At 70.2% G+C, this 18,501-nt stretch carries 17 protein-coding genes; 2 read left to right on the top strand and 15 right to left on the bottom strand.

Annotated elements, in window-relative coordinates; genetic code table 11:
• Positions 1-23: 23 nt before the first annotated feature.
• The 11 genes from IEV99_RS02945 to IEV99_RS02895 form a co-directional block, all read right to left on the bottom strand.
• Positions 24-827 carry a sulfite exporter TauE/SafE family protein gene (locus IEV99_RS02945; RefSeq protein ID WP_188516224.1) on the bottom strand — a complete coding sequence of 268 codons (804 nt, stop codon included), beginning with the start codon at positions 825-827 and terminating at the stop codon, positions 24-26.
• Positions 824-1,582, bottom strand: coding sequence for an SDR family NAD(P)-dependent oxidoreductase (locus IEV99_RS02940; RefSeq protein WP_188516223.1), 759 nt, complete (start codon positions 1,580-1,582; stop codon positions 824-826). Before IEV99_RS02940 ends, IEV99_RS02945 begins: the two co-directional genes overlap by 4 nt.
• Positions 1,579-2,973, bottom strand: coding sequence for an MmgE/PrpD family protein (locus tag IEV99_RS02935; protein WP_188516222.1), 1,395 nt, complete (start codon positions 2,971-2,973; stop codon positions 1,579-1,581). The genes IEV99_RS02940 and IEV99_RS02935 overlap by 4 nt, the downstream gene beginning before the upstream one ends.
• Positions 2,970-4,466: a tripartite tricarboxylate transporter permease gene (locus IEV99_RS02930; RefSeq protein ID WP_188516221.1), complete on the bottom strand. Its 1,497-nt coding sequence runs from the start codon at positions 4,464-4,466 to the stop codon at positions 2,970-2,972. Before IEV99_RS02930 ends, IEV99_RS02935 begins: the two co-directional genes overlap by 4 nt.
• A 3-nt stretch (positions 4,467-4,469) precedes the next feature.
• Positions 4,470-4,955, bottom strand: coding sequence for a tripartite tricarboxylate transporter TctB family protein (locus IEV99_RS02925; protein ID WP_188516220.1), 486 nt, complete (start codon positions 4,953-4,955; stop codon positions 4,470-4,472).
• A gap of 33 nt (positions 4,956-4,988) precedes the next feature.
• Positions 4,989-5,954, bottom strand: a complete 966-nt coding sequence (locus IEV99_RS02920; protein WP_244643509.1) for a tripartite tricarboxylate transporter substrate binding protein — start codon at positions 5,952-5,954, stop codon at positions 4,989-4,991.
• A 72-nt stretch (positions 5,955-6,026) separates the two neighbouring features.
• Positions 6,027-7,439, bottom strand: a complete 1,413-nt coding sequence (locus IEV99_RS02915) for an MmgE/PrpD family protein (RefSeq protein ID WP_188516219.1) — start codon at positions 7,437-7,439, stop codon at positions 6,027-6,029.
• A gap of 9 nt (positions 7,440-7,448) precedes the next feature.
• Complete coding sequence (locus IEV99_RS02910) at positions 7,449-8,129, bottom strand: FCD domain-containing protein (RefSeq protein ID WP_188516218.1); 681 nt, start codon at positions 8,127-8,129, stop codon at positions 7,449-7,451.
• 55 nt (positions 8,130-8,184) lie between these two features.
• Positions 8,185-9,414, bottom strand: coding sequence for an OpgC family protein (locus IEV99_RS02905; RefSeq protein ID WP_188516217.1), 1,230 nt, complete (start codon positions 9,412-9,414; stop codon positions 8,185-8,187).
• Positions 9,398-11,002 carry a thiamine pyrophosphate-binding protein gene (locus tag IEV99_RS02900; protein ID WP_188516216.1) on the bottom strand — a complete coding sequence of 535 codons (1,605 nt, stop codon included), beginning with the start codon at positions 11,000-11,002 and terminating at the stop codon, positions 9,398-9,400. The genes IEV99_RS02905 and IEV99_RS02900 overlap by 17 nt, the downstream gene beginning before the upstream one ends.
• A 16-nt stretch (positions 11,003-11,018) precedes the next feature.
• Positions 11,019-12,353, bottom strand: coding sequence for a tetratricopeptide repeat protein (locus tag IEV99_RS02895; RefSeq protein WP_188516215.1), 1,335 nt, complete (start codon positions 12,351-12,353; stop codon positions 11,019-11,021).
• A 190-nt stretch (positions 12,354-12,543) separates the two neighbouring features.
• Here IEV99_RS02895 and IEV99_RS02890 point away from each other — a divergent pair, with 190 nt between their 5' ends.
• On the top strand, positions 12,544-13,404 hold the full coding sequence (locus tag IEV99_RS02890) for a CE1 family esterase (protein ID WP_188516214.1): 861 nt from the start codon (positions 12,544-12,546) through the stop codon (positions 13,402-13,404).
• A gap of 31 nt (positions 13,405-13,435) precedes the next feature.
• Here IEV99_RS02890 and IEV99_RS02885 read toward each other — a convergent pair whose 3' ends face one another.
• From IEV99_RS02885 to IEV99_RS02870, 4 genes are all read right to left on the bottom strand, one after another.
• Positions 13,436-14,074: a hypothetical protein gene (locus IEV99_RS02885; protein ID WP_188516213.1), complete on the bottom strand. Its 639-nt coding sequence runs from the start codon at positions 14,072-14,074 to the stop codon at positions 13,436-13,438.
• Between the two features lie 322 nt (positions 14,075-14,396).
• Positions 14,397-15,356 (bottom strand): Hsp33 family molecular chaperone, encoded by a 960-nt coding sequence (locus IEV99_RS02880; protein WP_188516212.1) that lies wholly within the window; start codon positions 15,354-15,356, stop codon positions 14,397-14,399.
• Positions 15,353-16,285, bottom strand: a complete 933-nt coding sequence (argF, locus tag IEV99_RS02875; protein WP_188516211.1) for an ornithine carbamoyltransferase — start codon at positions 16,283-16,285, stop codon at positions 15,353-15,355. The genes IEV99_RS02880 and argF overlap by 4 nt, the downstream gene beginning before the upstream one ends.
• Positions 16,282-17,496 (bottom strand): aspartate aminotransferase family protein, encoded by a 1,215-nt coding sequence (locus IEV99_RS02870; protein ID WP_188516210.1) that lies wholly within the window; start codon positions 17,494-17,496, stop codon positions 16,282-16,284. The genes argF and IEV99_RS02870 overlap by 4 nt, the downstream gene beginning before the upstream one ends.
• Positions 17,497-17,963: 467 nt before the next feature.
• Between IEV99_RS02870 and IEV99_RS02865 the strand changes: the two genes are divergently transcribed.
• On the top strand, positions 17,964-18,500 hold the full coding sequence (locus tag IEV99_RS02865; RefSeq protein WP_188516209.1) for a GcrA family cell cycle regulator: 537 nt from the start codon (positions 17,964-17,966) through the stop codon (positions 18,498-18,500).
• Position 18,501: the final 1 nt, after the last annotated feature.

The following is an 18,501-nucleotide window of genomic DNA, read 5'->3' as shown; positions in this document are numbered from 1 at the left end:
TAGACTGTTTTCGAAATCGCGCGTCATCCCTTCAGCGCCTGCCGGATGAAGCCGAGCGCGCCGAGCGCGATCACGCCGTCGATCATCAGGCCGTGGACGTGGAGCGACATGCGGGAGAGCAGCGACTTCGCCAGCGTGACGCCCGGAACCATGCAGAGGCCGATCAGCAGGCCGAGGCCGAACAACTCGGCCGTCAGCGTAGCCGCTCCCCCGAACACGATCGCCTTGGTGAGTTGCAACGCCAAGCCGACCGCCGCGTCCGTGGCCACGAGCGGCGATCCGACCAACCCCGCGGCGCCGAGGATCGGCAGGGCGAGCACGCCGCCGCCGATGGTCGCGCCAGAAAGGACGCCGAAGAGGCCGGACGCGCCCGCAAGGCCGGCGGGACCGAGCCGGGCGAGACGGGACGCCGCGATGCGGGACGCCAGCGACCGCTTCACGATCACGAGAACGAGCAGGAACACGCCCAGCATGGCCGCGATGGCGCGCTCGGGCAGCCAGGCGTAGATCACCGCGCCAAACGCGCAGCCCGGAACCGCGAACCCGGCCATCATGGTCGCGGCGCGCCTGTCGATGCTGTGGCGGAACGCGACAACGCGCGCCACGTGGGTGATCAGCAGCGCGACGCTGAGCGTCGGCACCAGGGCGGCGACGCCGATCACGGGCGCGAGCGCGAGCGAGAGGATGATGGCGCCGCCGGAGCCCGTGAGGGCGCTGAACAGCGCGCCCAGAAAGGCCGCTAGCGCCACGAGGGTGGCGGTCGCCGCAAAGTCGGCCCCGGCGAAGCCGGCCAGGCCGAACGCTGCGGGGTCCGCCGCCGCCGTCACGGCAGATAGGCCCCGCCGTTCACGTGGATGGTCTGGCCCGTGATGAAGCGCCCCTGCGGGCCCGCCAGCAGGCGCACCATGGCGGCGACCTCGGCGGGCTTGCCGCGCCGTCCGAGCAGCGTGGCGTGCGTCTTGTGATGCGTGGGCTCGGCGGCCGATGTCGGGCCGCCCCGCACGGTGTCGATCAGGCCCGGCGAGACGAGGTTCACGGTGACGCCCTTGGGCGCGAGATCGTGCGCCAACGCCTTGGTGAGGCCGTCGAGCCCCGCCTTGGCGGCGACCACATGGGCTCGGTCGCGCGCTCCCGTGTAGGCCGTGAGCCCGCCGATGTTGATGATGGCTCCCTCCCCGCCTTTGGAGAGATGCGGCAGGCAGGCCTGGCAGCACAGGAAGGCGCCGTCCAGCGCGATCGCCATCACCTCGCGCCAGCGCGCAAAGGTGAGGTCCTCGAAATGCGCCTCGTTGCGGACGGCGGCGTTGTTAACCAGCACGTCAAGGCTGCCCAGTTGCGCGGCGGCGTCCTCCACCATGCGGCGCACGGACGCCTCGTCCGAGACATCGGCGAGCAGCACGACCGGGCGCGGCCCGCCCGCCTCCTCGATCTCGCGCGCCACGGCTTCGAGGCCTGCGCGATCCTGCCGGGCGACGAGCGCCACCCGGGCGCCGCCGGCCGCGAGATCGAGCGCGATGGCGCGGCCGATGTTCTTGGACGCGCCGGTGACGAGGACATTGCGGTGGCTGAGTTCGCCGTTCATGGGCGTGTTTCCTTTTGGCCGGCACGGCCGGCGGCGAGATCCACCGAGCCGCCGGCGGCGATCCGGTCGAGAGCCTCGGCGAGCGCGGCGGCCTCGGTCCAGCCGCCGAAGCGGGCGTTGTCGTCGAACTTGGCGCGAATGTCCGCGGCGGTCAGGGGCTCGCGCGCGCCGCCGCGCATATGGCCCTTGGTGACCTCGCGAACGCTGCCGTCGCGCAGCGTCGCGCGGATATGGCCGGTGAAGTTGCGCGGGTATTCGTCCTCGGGGTCGACCACGTACGAAACCGTGGCGGCGAGCGCGAGAACGCGCTCATCGCGCACGCGCTCCTCGGTGAACTGCTCCAGCCCGGCTTTGCCGTCGATGAAGCCGACCGCGATGCAGTAGGGGGTCGAGAACTTGGCCGCGTAGCCGTTGGGCGGCCGGCGCTTGAGCGCGATGGGATCCCACAGCCGATGGACCGTGCCCTCGCCGACCCGGCATTCTATCGCGACGACGTCCTCCGGGCTGACGCCCTGGGCGGCGAGCTTCACGGCGCAGTCCACGAAGGGCTGCGTCATGGTTCCGCATGCGTAGGGCTTGAAGGCGATGTCCTGCAGCACCCAGCGCTCGCCGAGGCCGTCCAGCAGCGGCGCGAAATCGGGGGCGCGGGAGGGCGCGAAGGCCTTGTAGAAGCCGTGCTTGCCTTCCAGCACGGTGGACGGGCCGAAGAAGCCGCCCTCGGCCAGCAGCGCCGCGCGGATGCCGGCCTGCGCGGCCGCGCCGGCGTGGAGCCGCTTGGTCCAGCTGCCGTCGGACAGGTATTCGATGATGCCGGACGCCAGGCTGCCGGAGGTCCCGATGGCGTTCAGCGTCTGCGTCCCGTCCAGCCCGAGCGCCGCGCAGACGGCGGCGGCTGCCGCAGGGGCGCCCAGCACCGCGGTGGGGTGGAACCCCGCCTTGTGGATCGCCTGCGGGGCGACCAGGCTCAGCCGGCACATCAGCTCCGTGCCGACCGCGACGCCGCGCAGCACGGCATCGCCAGAAAGCCCGCGATGCTCCGCGATGGCCAGCACGGCCGGAACCACCACCGCGCCGGCGTGCACGGGGCCGCCCTCGAAGGTGTCGTCGAAATCCTCGCCATGGGCCGCGAGGCCGTTCACCAGCGCGGCGTCGTAGGGGCCGAGCCCGCCCGGATGGCCGAGCGCCGTGCAGCGCCCCTCGGACGCCACGCTGGCGAGGCCGGCGCGAACGTAGTCGGTGTCGCGCGCCGCAAGGCAAAGGCCGGCGACGTCGAGCAGCAGGAGGCGGACGGTCTCGCGCACGGCGTCCGGCAGGGGCTTCCGGCTCGTCTCGACGGCGAAGCGGGCGAGCGAGGCCGCGACCGGGGCGTCGCTCTTCGGGGGGGCGTTCATGCGGGCTTCACCTCCGTCCGGCGCGCGACGGCGTCACGCCACTCGCGCCAGAGCGACCAGGACAGGAACAGGACGGCCGTGATCAGGAAGCCGACCGCGATGGGATCGTCGAGGAAGATCGAGAGGTCGCCGCCCGAGAGCAGCATGGAGCGCCGGTAGTTGGACTCCACGATCGGACCCAGCACCACGCCCAGCACGGCGGGCAGGAACGGGTAGCCGAAGGCCTTCATCAGGAAGCCGACGAGGCCGCCGAACAGCACGATGCCGAGGTCGAACAGGCTGCCGTTGATGGTGTAGATGCCCGACAGCACCAGCAGGTAGATGAAAGCCGCCAGATAGGGCCGCGGCCGGTTCACTAGCCACATGCAGACCGGCATGATCACGATGCCGACCGCGATCTGCGCGATCGTGGCGACCAGCGAGCCGGTGTAGAGGCCCAGCACCACGTCGGCGTTCTGCTCGAAAAGGCGCGGCCCGGGCAGCAGGCCGTGGATCAGGAGCCCGCCCAGCAGCACCGCGGCCGAGTTGGAGCCCGGGATGCCGAAGCTGAGCAGCGGGATCAGCGAGGCGCTCGCCACCGTATTGTTGGCGGCCTCCGGGGCGGCGACGCCCTCGACCGAGCCCTTGCCGAACTCCTCCGGGTGCTTCGACCAGCGCTTGGCCTCATTATAGGAGAAGAACGCCGCGATGGAGCCGCCGCCGCCCGGCATCAGGCCCTCGACCGTGCCGGTGATGCAGCCGATGAACTGTGGCTTGATCAGCCGGCGCATCATTGCAAGGTTCGGCAGGGTGATGCGGACCGATTGCTGGCCGAGCGCCACGCTCTTGCTGCCTGATTGGCGCAGAAGCTCGCTCACGGCGAACAGCGAGACCATAACCATGATGGGCTTGACGCCGTTCAGCAGGTCCGGCTGGCCAAAGGTGAAGCGATCCACGCCCGAGATCGGATCGATGCCGATGGTGGACACCATCATGCCGACCAGCGCGGCCGCGAGGCCCTTCAGCAGCGAGCCGCCCGACAGCGAAGCGATGATGCTGAGGCCGAGCAGACCCAGCGCGCAGTAGCTCATCGGCTTGAACGCGAGCGCGATGCGCGACAGCGGCTCGGTCAAGCCGATCAGCATCACGAGCCCGAACAGGCTGCCGATGACGCCCGACCACAGCGAGATGCCGAGCGCCTCGCCGGCGCGGCCCTGGCGCTTCATCTCGTACCCGTCCACCACGGTGGCGGCGGCCGAGTTGGTGCCCGGCGTGCGGATCAGAATGGCCGGGATGGAGCCGCCATACTCGGCCCCGATATAGACCGAGGCCAGCAGCACGATGGCGACCATCGGGTCCATCGCGTAGGTGAAGGGCAGCACCAGCGACATCGTCACGGAAGCCGAGATGCCCGGCAGGGCGCCGCCGATGATGCCCCAGACGAGGCCGATGATGGCGGCCGGAACCAGCGGGGTGGCGACCAGCAGCGTCAGGCATTTCAGCAGGGTGTCCATGCCTCAGCCCCCGAACAGCACGCCGTGCGGCAGGTCGATGCCGAGCAGCTTCACGAATACGATCCAGAACCCGACGGCGCCAACCACCGCCAGCACGGCGAGTCGGGCGGAGGGCCGGATGCCCTCGAAGGTCGCGGTGGCGGCGAGCAGCACGATCCCGGCGGCCACGTAGCCGGCCAGCCAGGCTGCGCCGATAAACAGGACGCCAAGTCCCAGAAAGCTCATGGCGCGCCAGGCTGGGGCGTCGGCCTCTTCGTCATCGTCAGGAGCCGGAGCGGCCGCGACGGCGGGCTGGGCCTTGCGGGCCACCAGCGCGCCACGCGCGGCGATCAGGAGCCCGGTCAAGGCAAGGCCGATCCCGAGCAGATAGGGAATGCCCGTGGGACCGACCTCGTCGGACAGCGTGGTCTCGCTGATGCCGCGCAGGCCCCAGAGGTAGAGGAACCCCACGGCGGCCACCACGAGGCCGCTCTGGATGTCCTTGTGCATGACCCGCGCTCCTGCGGCTCGAGACGGCGGCGGCTACTTGGCCGCGCCCGCCTCCTTGAGGAAGGCCTCGGACTCGGCCGCGAAATCGTCGACCAGCTTGGTCGCGCCGGCGGAGCCCTGCACCTCGGGGACGAGGCTCTCGGCGGCGTAGACCTTCTTGTAGTCGGGATCCGCGATCAGGCCGCGCATCGCCCGCTCCCAGATGGCCAGCACCTCCGGCGGCTGCCCCTTGGGACCCGCGAGGCCGCGGAACTTCTGGACCACTACGTCGAACCCCTCCTCCTTGACGGTCGGGACGTTGGGATAGCCGTCGAGGCGCTTGCTGTTGAAGGTGGCGACCAGGCGCACCTTGCCGGCCTCCAGCTGCGAGCGCAGCTCCTGGATCTCGCCGACGCCGACATCCAGCGTGCCGTTGAGCACGTTGATCATCATGTCGCCGCCGCCCTCGTGCGAGACGATCGCGGCGTTGACGCCGGCCGCCTTTTTCAGGCGCTCGGCCGCCTGGCGCTCCAGCGAGGCCGGGTTGGCGACGCCCCAGCGGCCGCGCTTTTCCTTGGCGTGAGCGATCACGTCCTTCAGCGACTTGAACGGGCCGTCCGTGCGGGTGAACAGCACCTCGGCGTCCGAGAACACGGTGACGACGGGCTGCATGTCCTTGTAGGTGCTCGGCACCTTGCTCATCAGCGAGGTGAACACATAAGTCGGCGTGATGGCGTAGAAGGTGGCGCCATCGGGCTTCGCGGTCGCGACCTTGGACATCGCGCGCGCGCCGCTGCCGCCCTGCACGTTCTCGACCACGAAGGTCGCGTCGATGTAGCGGTTCAGGTACTTGATCATCTCGCGCAGGAAGACGTCGCTGCCGCCTCCCGGGCTGGAGTGCGTCACCAGCGTGACGACCTTCTGCGGATAGGCTTCGGGCGCGGCCTTCGCGATCCCGATCCCGCACGCGACAGCGGCCGCCGCCACGGCGAGCCGCATTGCTGCCTTGAGCTTGCCCATGACTTCCTCCTTTGGCGCGTTCCCGGAGCGCCCTGCGGCCCTTGTGGGCCGCACCGTCGATACGCCGTCGCCCTAGCGGGCGGCCGCGTCGTAGATCATCAGCTCGGCAAGCTTGGCGGCGTCGGCCGCCTTGTCGAGGCCGCGCACGGCGTCAAGCAACTGGTCCTGCCGGGCGTTGTCGATGGCGCCCTCGGCGCACATGCGGAATTTGCCTTCGAGGTCGGCGTCGCTGATCGGGTTCAATGGCCCGCCACGATAGCGCTCGTCGGCCCATTGGGTGAGCGTGCGGCCGTCCTTGGTGTCGACCTCGATGCGCGAGCGGATCAGGTCGTAGCCCTTGGCGTCGATCTCGGGGTCGTTGATCACCTGCGTGCGGCGCTGCATGTCCTGCATGGCGGCGCCGGCCACGAAGCTGTCCTCGAACTCGTGGTGGCTGGCGCGGCGGCAGAGCACGATCATGCACAGCAGCGCCGGCATGGAGAACTTGGCCTGAAGGTGGTTCTGCGCCACCGGGTAGCGGATCGGCTCGGTGATGTTCTTGCCGGCGTAGAAGCGGATCGTCTCGACCTGGTCGGGCTTGAGGTCATGCTCGCGCACGAGCTTCAGCATGGCGTCCATGGACTGGTGCGTGAGAATGCCCGACGGGTACGGCTTGATGCTCACGCCCGGGTCCACGATCGTGAGCGTCTTGCCGAAGCCCTGCTCGAACTTGCTCTCGTCCGCGCCCTCGCCCATCACGGCCCAGAAGCCCCACTGCCCATCGAGCGCCTCCGGATCGGCCGTGAAGCCGCGCGCGGCCAGCAGCGCCGCCGTGACGCCATTCTCGGACGCGCGGCCGACATGGAGCGGCTTCGTCATGGTGCCGAAGTTGCAGCGGATGCCGGCCGCGAAGCTGGCCGCGATGCCGAGCGCATGTGCGAGCTTGTCGCCCGAAAGGCCGAGGAGCTTGGCGGCCGCCGTCGCGGCCCCGAAGGTGCCGACCGTCCCGCTGGTGTGGTGGCCTCGGCGATAGTGGCGGTCCGTCATCCACTCCGAGATCTTGCACTCGACCTCGAAGCCCGCCTGGAAGGCGAGCATGAAGCGCTTGCCGTCGACGCCGCCGAGGCGCTGCGCCATCACGAGCGCGGCGGTGAGGGGCGGCACGGAAGGATGCGTGAGAAGGCCGTAGACGTGGCGCGGGTCGTGCGACACCTGCGTGTCGTCCCAGTCATGCGCATGGCCGGCGGTGCCGAGCACGCGGGCGGCCAGCGCCGCCGGCGCCTTCGCATTCCCGCCCGCAATCACGTAGGCGTCCGGACGGCCGCCATTCTCGATGGCGTCCGCCGCCAGCATCTTGACGGAGCCTTCCAGGCCGCCCGCCAGATAAAGGCCGAGCGTGTCGACCATGCAGCGGCGGCCGATGCGCAGCGCTTCCTCGGGCAGGTCCTCGTAGCGGACCGTCTCGATGAAGCGGATCGCTTCCGCGGTCATGGGGCGCGACGTCATGGCTTGGCCTTATGTTGCGGCGTGCGCCGCCGGCGCGGCGCGAAGCCGGTCCAGCGAGCGCATCACGTGGTCGAAATGGGTGCGGGAGGCGGCTTCGGGGTCGCGCGCCGCGATGGCGTCCACCATGGCGCGGTGCTCCTGGTTGGACACGTGCAAGCCGCCGCCCTGCACGAGGCTGCGCGCCCGGTAGAGGTGGAGCTGCTTGATCAGGCTGGCGTATTGCGCAGCCAGCAAATGATTGCCGGAGGCCGCCAGGATGGCCTGGTGAAAGGCAAGATTGAGCGGGTAGTAGGTTTCGAAATCCCCAGCGTCGACGGCGCGGTCCATCTCGGCCACGAGCGTCTCGAGCCTGCAGATATCCTCCGCGCCGGCGCGCTCGGCCGCGCAGCGTCCCGCCATGCCGAACAGGGCGGCGCGAACCTCGTAGATCGCGCAGGCGGTGGCGAGATCGAGGCTGCGAACATAAACGCCGCGATTGGGCACGAGCGCCACGAGGCCGCCGGCCTCCATGGAGCGCAGCGCCTCGCGAATGGGCCCGCGGCTCGTGCCGAAGCGCAGCGCAAGGGCGTTCTCGTTGATGCGATCGCCCGGCTTGATCTCGCCGGACATGATCATCCGCTCGATCTCGGGCTCGATCAGAACGCCCAGGGACCGGCTTTTCAGGAACGCGATGGCTTCATGCGCGGACATGGGGGCATCATGCCCCGTCGCTGTCGATTGTCAACAATCTTCAGACGACACCTGTTCAGCCGGGCGCCGCGGCCTGCGTTGTCGGGGAACCGCGCGGAGGCCTGGCGCCCGCAGGCGACGAGGCCCGACGATCCGGTACGGGCGGCTTGCGCCAGGGCGGGCTTTTCACCGCCGTGACGATCAGGGCTGCGATCAGCAGGATGGCCTGACCGGCAAGGTTGACCAGCAGTGCGGACAGCGGGCTCCGCCCGACGACGTCCAAGAGCGCCCCGAGGCCCTGCGCGATCACCAGTCCGGTGAGGAACACCGCCAGGGTCTGCTTGCCAATCATCCGGAGCACGTCCGGCACGCGACCGGCGAGGCGGCGACCGCCCTCCCCGACGGCCAGAAAAGCCAGGTAGGCGGTGGCGAGAAAATGCAGGTAGCGCAGCGGACCGAGGTTGGTCTTCGCAATCAGGGCGCCCAGAGCCTCATGCGCCTCCCCGAGCGCCGGCGCCGCGCCGAATCCCGCATAGCACTGGAACTCGTTCTGGCAACCAAGCGGGATCCCGATCGCCACCAGGCCACCGGCCGCCAACGCCAACCGCCTGTCGCGCGGCGGGGCGGGCAGCCAGCCGCGCGCGAAGGCGAAACCGGTGAAGAACAGGAGCTGCCAGGCGAACGGGTTGAAGAACCACGGACGGCCCGTGGTCGCGTCCGCCGTGAGCTCCAGCACGCCGGCCTGTGCGCCGAGCCATAGAGCCACCGAGACTGCGCCGGCCAAAGCGGGACTCACGCGAGCCAGCGCCATCGCGACAGGCGTCATCGCGAGCACCACGAGGTACATCGGCAGAATGTCGAAATAGTTCGGGACGAAGCGGAGCGTGAGCAGATTGACCAGATAGGTGCGCGGGTCGTCCAGCACCGGCTGGAGCTTCAGCTCTTCGCGGACGTAGTGATCGACATCCAGCATCTGGTCGAGCGCGATCGCGAGCGTGAGCACGGTCACGAAGGCGCAGATATGCACCCAGTAGACCTGCCAGAGCCGATGCAGGATCCGGAACGTCCCGATCAGCCAGCCATGCTGCGCGAACACCCGCCCGAACGCGATGGCGGACGCCATGCCGGAGCAGAACACGAACATGTCGGCCGCGTCGCTGAAGCCAAAGCGCGCCGGGATCCAGTTGGTCCAGGGGTTCCACGGGATATGGGCGATCAGGATGATGCACATGCCCATGCCGCGAAAAAAATCGAGCCGCGGATCCCGCGCGCGCGGCGCGGCGGGAACATCAGATGCGGTCGACATAGGCCCTCGCGTCGATCGGGCATGTGATCAGCGTGAACGCCGAACGGCTGGCCGCCTCCGCGAGGGCCGAACGCAGGGAGGCGCGGTCGCGGCATTCGACGCCTAGCCCTCCGAAGGCTCGCGCGACTGCCGTGTAGTCGGTGCGCCCCAGCGTAACCCCTGTGCGAGTGAGGCCGGCGGCCGCCTGCTTAAGCTCGATGAGTCCGAGGCTCTCGTCTTGCAGAACCAGGATGGTGAGCGGCAGGGCCTGATCCCGGATTGTCCCGAGTTCGCCGAGCGTCATCTCGAGGCCGCCGTCGCCCAGCACCGCGATGGCGCGGCGAGAGGGTTCGGCGAGGGCCGCGCCGATCGCGAGCGGGATGGCGCTGCCCATGGTGCACCAGCCGGCGGACTGCAGCAGCGAGAGGGGTCGGGAGGCGCGCCACATCTGGCTCAGGAGGATGCGATGGGCGCCGCTGTCGATCGTGACGGTGGGGTCGCCCGCCGTTTCGGCAAGCGTTTCGAACACGGCGTGCGGACCCCAGTCCGCCGGGGACGCGAAGGCGCGGGCCAGCGCCGCCCGTGCGTCCGCCACGGCGCCGCCGGGCCAGCTTTCGCCGGGCGCGCAGCCGTCGGCAAGGGCGGCGAGCAACTGGGCGGGATCGCCGCACAGGCGCAGGCCGGCCTCGTGCATGGCGTGATCGACCGGCCAGCCGAGCTCGACCACGCGCTCCGGATGGGGCGGAACGCCGAGCCAGCCGGGGCGCATCTCGATCGGGTCGTAGCCGGCGAGCAGCACGAGGTCGGCGTCGCGGACCATCCCCAGCAGCATCGTGTCGGCGAGCGGCGACAGCCCGGCCCCGCCAAGGCTGCAGGGGTGGTTCTCATCGAGGACGCCCTTGGCCTTGTAGGTGGTGATTACCGGCATGCGCCGCGTGTCCGCCAGCCTGCAGATTGCGGCGGCCGCCCCGCCCCGGGCAGCGTCGAAGCCGGCGACCAGCAGCGGGCGTTCGGCCCGGGCGAGGCGCTCGCGCACGGCCGCGACGGCGGGGTCGGCCGGATCGGGCGCAAGCGGTTGGGAAGCGCCGTTGCGGGAAGCAGGCGCGCCCTGGGCCGGCAGCGCCGCCGTCGTGGGCGACAGATCGAGGTGCACCGGGCCGAAAGGCGGCGTGGTGGCGAGGCGCAGCGCGCGCGCGATCGTGGCCTCGGCGCTTTCGGGCTCGATCTCGAACGACGCCTTCACGAGCGGCCGCAACATGGCGGCGTGATCGACCACCTGATGGGTATAGCGGGCGCGGATCGAGCGCTCCACCACGCCGGAGATCACCAGCAGCGGCGTGCGCTCCTGCGCGGCGTCCGCGACGCCGTTCACCGCGTTGGCGAGACCGGGCCCAAGCGTGGTCACCAGCAGCCCCGGCGCGCCGCCGACCACGCTCGCGGCCGCCGCCATCATGGCGGCCGCGGTTTCGTTGCGGGCCAGCACGAAGCGGATGCCGGCGCGCTCCAGCGCGTCCAGCAGGGTCACGACCTCGCCGCCCGGCATCCCGAAGGCGTGGCGGACGCCGGCGGCGTAGAGCGTTTCGGCGATGCGGTCTGCGATGCGGTTCATAGGGTCCACCTTGCGCTCAGGCGACGCGCCTGCGGGCGGCTTCGGCCCGCGCCAGGCGCTGATGCGCCAGTTGGCAGAACCGGTCCTCCCGGCGCAAGGCGGCCCGGCAGCCCATCACGACCGCCATGGCGTCGCGCTCGCCGCGGTCGGCGGCCGCCAGCGCCAGCGTGCGCAGAAAGACGTCGCGCTGGGCGTGGCTGCCCCCGATCAGCGGCAGTGCGGCCGCCGCGCGGGCGATCGTGGCGGCGTCGCCAAGGTCGAGGATGACGCGGGCGAGATCACGCCCCACCTGGCCCGCGACCCTGCCCTGGTCGCCGCCGCTCCGCTCCCGCGCGCTGATCTCCCCCGCGAGCGCGAGGGCGTCGCCTCGCTGGCCCGCGCCGACCAGCGCGAGGATGTGGTGCAGTGACGCGAACACCAGCGTGACGTCGCGCGTCCGGCGGCGCGAGACGGCGGCCAGTTCGGCCCAGCGGTCGCCGACGTCGACGCCCTCCTGCGACAGCCGCCACAGCAGCGAGGCCGCGTTGGCGACGTCGCGGAAATCGTCGGTCCGCGTCGGCCGCACCTCGTCGTCATAGAGGTCCAGCACGCGCCCGACATGCCCCTCCTCCAGCTCGAACAGCGCGAGATGCCAGGACAGGTGGAAGCGGAAGTTGTTGCAGGCGGCCCAACGCGGGCGTGAGGCTTCGAGCCAGGACGCGCCCTCGCGGGTGCGGCCCTGCGTCTCGTGCACGTGAGAAACGGCGTGCAGCCCCCACGCGTCGCCTGGCTCGAGCTCCACGGCGCGCAGCCCGTAACGCTCGGCGGGCGCGAGCTCGCCGGCTTCTTCCAACCCGAACGCGTGGCAGCCGAGCACGAAGCCCGCGCCCGGACGGTCCTCCGTCCAGGCCGGGAGAACCCGCGACGTCAGCGCAAGCATGCCGCCGAGGTCGCCCGCCATGAAGCGCAGGGAGTGCGAGAGCTTGAGCGGCAGAAAGGCCCCGGGCTCGGCGTGCAGGTGCGCGTCGAGCCGGTCGGCGGCGGCGCGCAAGCGCCCGCGCCGGGCGGCGTCGAGGGCATGGACCAGGACGGACTCGTCCGAGGTCACGTCGGGGCGTCGCGCCAGCGCGGCGGCCGCAAGGGCGTAGGCATCGTCCGCGGCCGGGACGCACTCGGAGCGCGCCAGGATCACGGCCGCGAAGCCCCGCAGCGCGTGGGCGGCGATCAGGTCGGGGTCGGCCGCCAAAGCCGCATCCAATGCTTCGGCGGCGCCGGGCTGGTGGCGGGCGACGCTGGCGATCGCCTGCTCGAAGGCTGCGACCGCGGCCGGACTACCGGTGGAATGACGCCCCGCATACGCGTCAACGATCATGCGACTGCCCTCCGGGCCATGTCTTCGAAGATCTCGAGGCGCATCGGACCGTGTGGCGCCCAGTTGCGCCACGAACATCCGCGTGAGCGGCCGACACGTTCGCGTGATGCCGGCGTGAGCCGGATGACGGCCGTCGGGGTGGTGCTACTGTGCGGGCAACCGCCGGAGGAGCGCTCATGCGCCCGATCCCATGCGCCTGATCCCTGGTGCGCTCGCAGCCTTGCTGGCCTTGGTCGCCCCGGACGCGTTCGCGTGTGACGCCCAGATCCCGTGCGCGGTGGCTGACGGCGTGTACTACGCCCGCGTTCCGCCGCGGTGGGACGGGCAGGCGCGGCTCCCGGTTGTGATGTTCTTCCACGGCTATTCGGGCTCGGCCGAAGGCGTGATGGCGGACGCCACGCTGGCTGACGCGGTGGAGGGCGTCGGGGCCATCCTGGTGGCGCCGCAAGGGCGGGCCGAGAACGGGTCAGCGCTATCCTGGTCATTTCCGTCCAAGGCGTTTCCGGGCCGCGACGACATCGCGTTCGTGGGCCGCGTGCTGGATGACGTCGAGCGCCGCTGGCCGGTGGACCAGACGCGCGTGCTCGCGACCGGCTTCTCGGTCGGCGGCTCCATGGTGTGGAGCCTCGCCTGCCAGACGCCCGGCCGCTTCACGGCGTTCGCGCCCGTCGCGGGCGCGTTCTGGATGCCGGAGCCGGAGAGTTGCCCGGGCGGGCCAGTGTCGCTGCGACATGTGCATGGGCTGGCCGATCGCACCGTGCCGATGGCCGGCCGCGTGCTGCGCGGCGGCGCGCTGCAGCAGGGCGACGTGCTGCGCGGCATGGCGTTGTGGCGCAGCATCGACGGCTGCGTGGCCGAGCCGGACCAGGAGGCGCAGCGGGGCGCGCTCGCCTGCCGCACATGGTCGGCGAGCCACTGCGCCAGCGGGAGAGAGCTGACGCTGTGCCTCCACGCCGGCGAGCACGAGATCGAGGCGGGCTGGGTCGCCGATGCGTTTCGCTGGATGGAGAGCCTGCCGGCTCGCCCGAAAGGCGCGGCCCTGAAGCCCTGAAACGAGGCCGCCCCGAGAGCGGCCCCGCCGCTCAGGCCTGGCGCCCGGCTTTCATCTCGAACACCAGCGCGGCCACGAAGCCGAAGATGATGTGGCCGGCGTAGCTCATGAACGAGAGCCCACCGCCCCATTCCAGCAGCAGGAAGGGCAGGCCGGCCAGCGGCGCCATGATGCCAAGCGCGTTGAACCAGGTGAACGAGCCCCAGCTCAGGCAATCCGCCAGGAGGCTGTTCGGGTTGATGAAGCGTGTGGCCGTGAGAACGGTGACGAACAGCCAGAACAGCACCGCGCCCATCATCAGGCCGCCCGTGAATGCGACGCCGGCGAGGTAGAGCGTGAACAGCGCCCAGACGCCGATATCGAGCACCAGCGCCCAGCTCTTCAGGCTGCGCGACACGATGTAGTAGAGCACCGGGTAACCAACGATGCCGATAGTGTAATGGGCGACCTCGGCCGGGAAGCGCGCCAGCTCGTATCCGGTCCAGCGGCGCACGAGTGAGATCACGAGTTCGGCCGGCTCCAGCGGTCCGCCCAGGATCAGCGGGGTGATGAACCGCGCCCAGATTTCCCAAGCCATGAGGCCGAGGAACCCGCCAATCAGCAGCCACGCGATCGTACGCCGGCTCGGAATGGCCGGAAGCGCCGGCCGCAGCGTGGTGTCCATGGTCATGTGCGCCTCCCCGAGATGGGCCGAGCGGCTGTTGTCGCCGTCGTACGATCACGAAGGCACGCCCGCCCGGCTTCGGCCAGAGGCGGCGGGATCACGAAAACCGGAGCAAGATCGGTGATGACGCGACGGCGCCGGGCGTCGGAGAAGGCGGCGTGATCAGCGCTGGGCGTCATGAAACCAGCGAAGTGCTTGCCGTGCTTACGCTTCAGCTTCGGCGGCCGGATTTATTGACCTCCGTCCGCCACGGCCGGCTCACGCGCGGGTGAACGCGCGGCGAGCGCGGCTCTCCGGCTTGTGATCGCTCAATTCGGCTCGAAGCCGCTCAATCCTCGACGCCGACCTCGGCCGGCTCGACCTGGTAGTGCGTGGAGCAGAACTCGCAGGTGATCCCGATGCGACCGTCGTCGCCCACCATGGAGCGGCGCTCCTCGGGTGAGAACTGGCGCAGCATGCCGACGATGCGCTCGCGCGAACACCGGCAGCGCTCGATCACGGTCTGGGCCTCGAACACGCGCACGCCGCGCTCGTGGAAGAGGCGGTAGAGCAGCGTTTCGCTGGTGAGCGTGGGATCCAGCAATTCGTGGTCCTCAACGGTCTCCACCAGCGAACGGGCTTCCACCCAGGCGTCGTCTTCGTCCACCACATGCGCAGTCGCGCCCTCGGGCGCGTCTCCGGGCGGCAGGTCGGCCTGGCGCTGGCGCTCGGGGGAGGACGGCAGGAACTGCACCATTACACCGCCGGCGCGCCACGTGTGGCGCGCGCCCGCCAGCGTTTCGCCCACCGCGATGCGGATGCGGGTCGGGATCTGCTCGGACTGGAGGAAATACTGGTGAGCGGCGTCCTCGATGGACTGGCCCTCCAGGGCGACGATGCCCTGGTAGCGCGACATGTCCGAGCCCTGGTCGATCGTGAGCGCGAGGTGGCCGCGGCCGAGCAGCGCCGCCGGGCTGGCGTCGGCGGCGAGCTCGCCCAGGCGCTCGGCGTCGAAGCGCGCATAGGCGCGCACGCGGTCGGGCGCCTCGAAGTCCACGACCAGCATGTCGACCGCGCCGTCCGTACGCGTCTGCAGCTGGAAGCGGCCCTCGAATTTCAGCGAGGTGCCGAGCAGAACGGCCAGCACCACCATCTCGCCGACCAGCCGCGCCACCTGGGGCGGGTAGGCGTGGCGCTCCAAGATACGGTCCACCAACGGCCCGAGCCGCGTGATGCGGCCGCGGGCTTCGAGAGGTTCTACCGAAAAGGGCAGTACGAGGTCGTCGAGCTCTGGGTGTGTGTCAGTCATCGATCCAATGCCCCGAGGCACCAGGCCAGCACGCCCTTTTGGGCGTGCAGCCGGTTCTCGGCTTCGTCGAACACCACGGACTGCGGGCCATCCATGACCTCGTCCGTCACTTCCTCGCCGCGGTGAGCAGGCAGGCAGTGCATGAAAATCGCCTTGTCGTCGGCGAGCTTCATGAGCTTGGAGTTCACCTGATATGGGGCGAGCATGTTGTGGCGTCTACCCGCGTCCTCGTCGCCCATCGACACCCAGCAATCGGTCACCACGCAATCGGCGTCCGTCACGGCGTCCTGCGGGTCCTCCATGGCGGCCACGCGGGCGCCTTCCCGCCGCGCCCAGGCCAGCAGGTCGGCGGGCGGAGCGAGCTGCTCCGGCGCGGCGATGTTGAGGCGGAAGTCAAAGCGCGCCGCGGCGTGCACCCAGGAGGCGAGCACGTTGTTGGCGTCGCCCACCCAGGCCACCGTCTTGCCCTTGATGGGCCCGCGGTGCTCCTCGTAGGTCATGACGTCGGCCATGACCTGGCAGGGATGCGACAGCTTCGTGAGCCCGTTGATCACCGGCACGGTGGCGTATTCGGCAAGTTCCGCGACCGCCTTGGCGTCGAGCATGCGGATCACGATCGCGTCCACGTAGCGCGACAGCACGCGCGCCGTGTCGGCGATGGTCTCGCCACGGCCGAGCTGCATTTCCGCGCCGGTGAGCATGATGGTCTCGCCGCCGAGCTCGCGCATGCCGACGTCGAACGACACGCGGGTGCGCGTCGAGGGCTTGTCGAAGATCATCGCCAGCGTCTTGCCGGCGAGCGGGCGCCGGGCGGCGTGCTCACCCTTGCGGCGCGCCCGCTTCATGGCGGCGGACGCATCGATGATGGTTCTGAGCTCGTCGCCCGGCAGGGCCGTGAGATCGAGGAAGTGACGAACCGGCGCGCTCATGCGGCGGCTCCCGTCTTCTTCGCAGCCTCGATCCTGGCGCAGGCGCGATCCAGACGATCGAAAGCCTCCGCGACCTCGGCCTCCGTGATGGTGAGGGGCGGCAGCAAACGAACGACGTTGTCGCCGGCGGGCACGAGCAGCAGATGCTCGTCGCGGGCTGCGGCGGCGAACTCCACATTGGGCACGCGGGTGCGCACGCCCAGCAGCAGGCCTTCGCCGCGGATGTCCTCGATGACCGAGGGGTGACGATCCTTCAGCTCGGCGAGGCGCTGCTTCAGCACGAGGCTGATGCGCTCGACGCGCTGGAGGAAGCCCTCCTCCAGCACCACGTCCAGCACCGCGTTGCCGACCGCCATGGCGAGCGGATTGCCGCCGAAAGTGGTGCCGTGCGTGCCGGCCGTCATGCCCTTGCCGGCCTCGCGGGTGGCGAGGCAGACGCCGAGCGGGAAGCCGCCGCCGATGCCCTTGGCGACCGTCATGATGTCGGGCGTGACGCCGGCGCGCTCATGCGCGAAGAACTTGCCCGAGCGGCCGACGCCGGTCTGGATCTCGTCGAAGATCAGCAGCATGCCGTGCTCGTCGCAAAGCTGGCGCAGGCCGCGCAGGCATTGCGGCGGGACCGAGCGCACGCCGCCCTCGCCCTGGATCGGCTCAACCATAATGGCGGCCGTCTCGGGCGTGATGGCGGCCTTGAGCGCCTCGTGATCGCCATAGGGCACCTGGTCGAAGCCTTCGGCCTTGGGACCGAAACCTTCGAGGTATTTCTGCTGCCCGCCCGCCGCCAGCGTGGCCAGCGTGCGGCCGTGGAAGGCGCCCTCCACCGTGATGATGCGGAAGCGCTCGGGCTGGCCGTTCACGGCGTGGTACTTGCGCGCCATCTTGATGGCGGCCTCGTTGGCCTCAGCGCCCGAATTGCAGAAAAAGGCCGTGTCCGCGAAGGTCGCGTCCACGAGCCGCTGGGCGAGCTTCTCGCCCTCCGGGATGCGGTAGAGGTTGGAGACGTGCCAGACCTTCTGGGCCTGGTCGGCCAGCGCCTTCACGAGATGCGGATGGGCGTGCCCGAGCGCGTTCACGGCGATGCCGGCGCCGAAATCCAGGTAACGCTCGCCTCGGTCCGTGAAGAGCCAGGGGCCTTCTCCTCGCTCGAAGGAGAGGTCCGCGCGCGCGAAGTTCGGAAGCAGCGGCGACGGATGAAGGCTCTCTTCGGCCATGGCGAACGATCTTTCCTCGATTGAACCTTAGAAATAGGAAGCGCCGCCCGACCCGGGCGGCGCGGCTGAACTATGAGGACGGCCGCGTTTTCTGTCAATGAAACGAGCCAGAGCCTAGATCTCCGAAGGTTTTGGCGCCGATGCGCAACGCGCCACGCAGGTCAACCCCACGACCGACTCTTTCCTGCCACGATCCTTGTTGAAAACGCGCCTCGCCGCCGGCCGATGCGCGCCGGACTCTTGCGGCAGAGTCACGCGATATCGTAGGTTTCCACTTGTCGGATACGACATGTGGTGCGGCAAACCACGTAGTTGGGTCGAAGGCAGTCCCGTGCTCCGCCGTTGCGGAGCGGCGAACGCGGGAGGATTCGGCTGGCGAAGGAACAGGCGGACGGCGCGACAGATCGGCCTCAAGAGCCGGCGGCGAAGTCCACAGAGGCAACATTCAGATACGGAGACCGAGGCCGATGTCCTGGACCGATGAACGGGTCGAACTCCTTAAGAAACTGTGGAACCAGGGGCTTAGCGCCAGCCAGATCGCGGCGGAGCTGGCCGGGGGGATCACCCGCAACGCGGTGATCGGCAAGGTCCACAGGCTCGGCCTTTCGGGCCGCGCGAAGGCGCCCGCGCCCCAGCAGGCTCGTCCCCGCAAGGCGCCGACCCGGGCGCCGAGCCATCCGATGAGCCACACGCATTCGGCGCCCGTGGTGCGCGGCAACCTGGCGGTGGCCCCCAAGGCCATGCCGATGGCGGCGCCCATCATGGAGCTCGCGCCCACGCCGATGACGGATGTGGTGATCCCCATGTCCGAGCGCGTCACCATCATGGAGCTGCGCGAGAGCATGTGCCGCTGGCCGCATGGCGACCCGACGAGCGAGGATTTCCGCTTTTGCGGGGCCAAGTCGCCGACCGGCACGCCTTACTGCAACTTCCACTCGCAGGTGGCCTACCAGCCTTCCATGGACCGCCGCCGCGCGGCGGCCCGGGCCGGGGGAATGCGCTAGG

Source organism: Alsobacter metallidurans, from assembly GCF_014636935.1.
GTDB lineage: Bacteria > Pseudomonadota > Alphaproteobacteria > Rhizobiales > Beijerinckiaceae > Alsobacter > Alsobacter metallidurans.
This window is presented reverse-complemented; position numbering and strand designations above follow the sequence as displayed.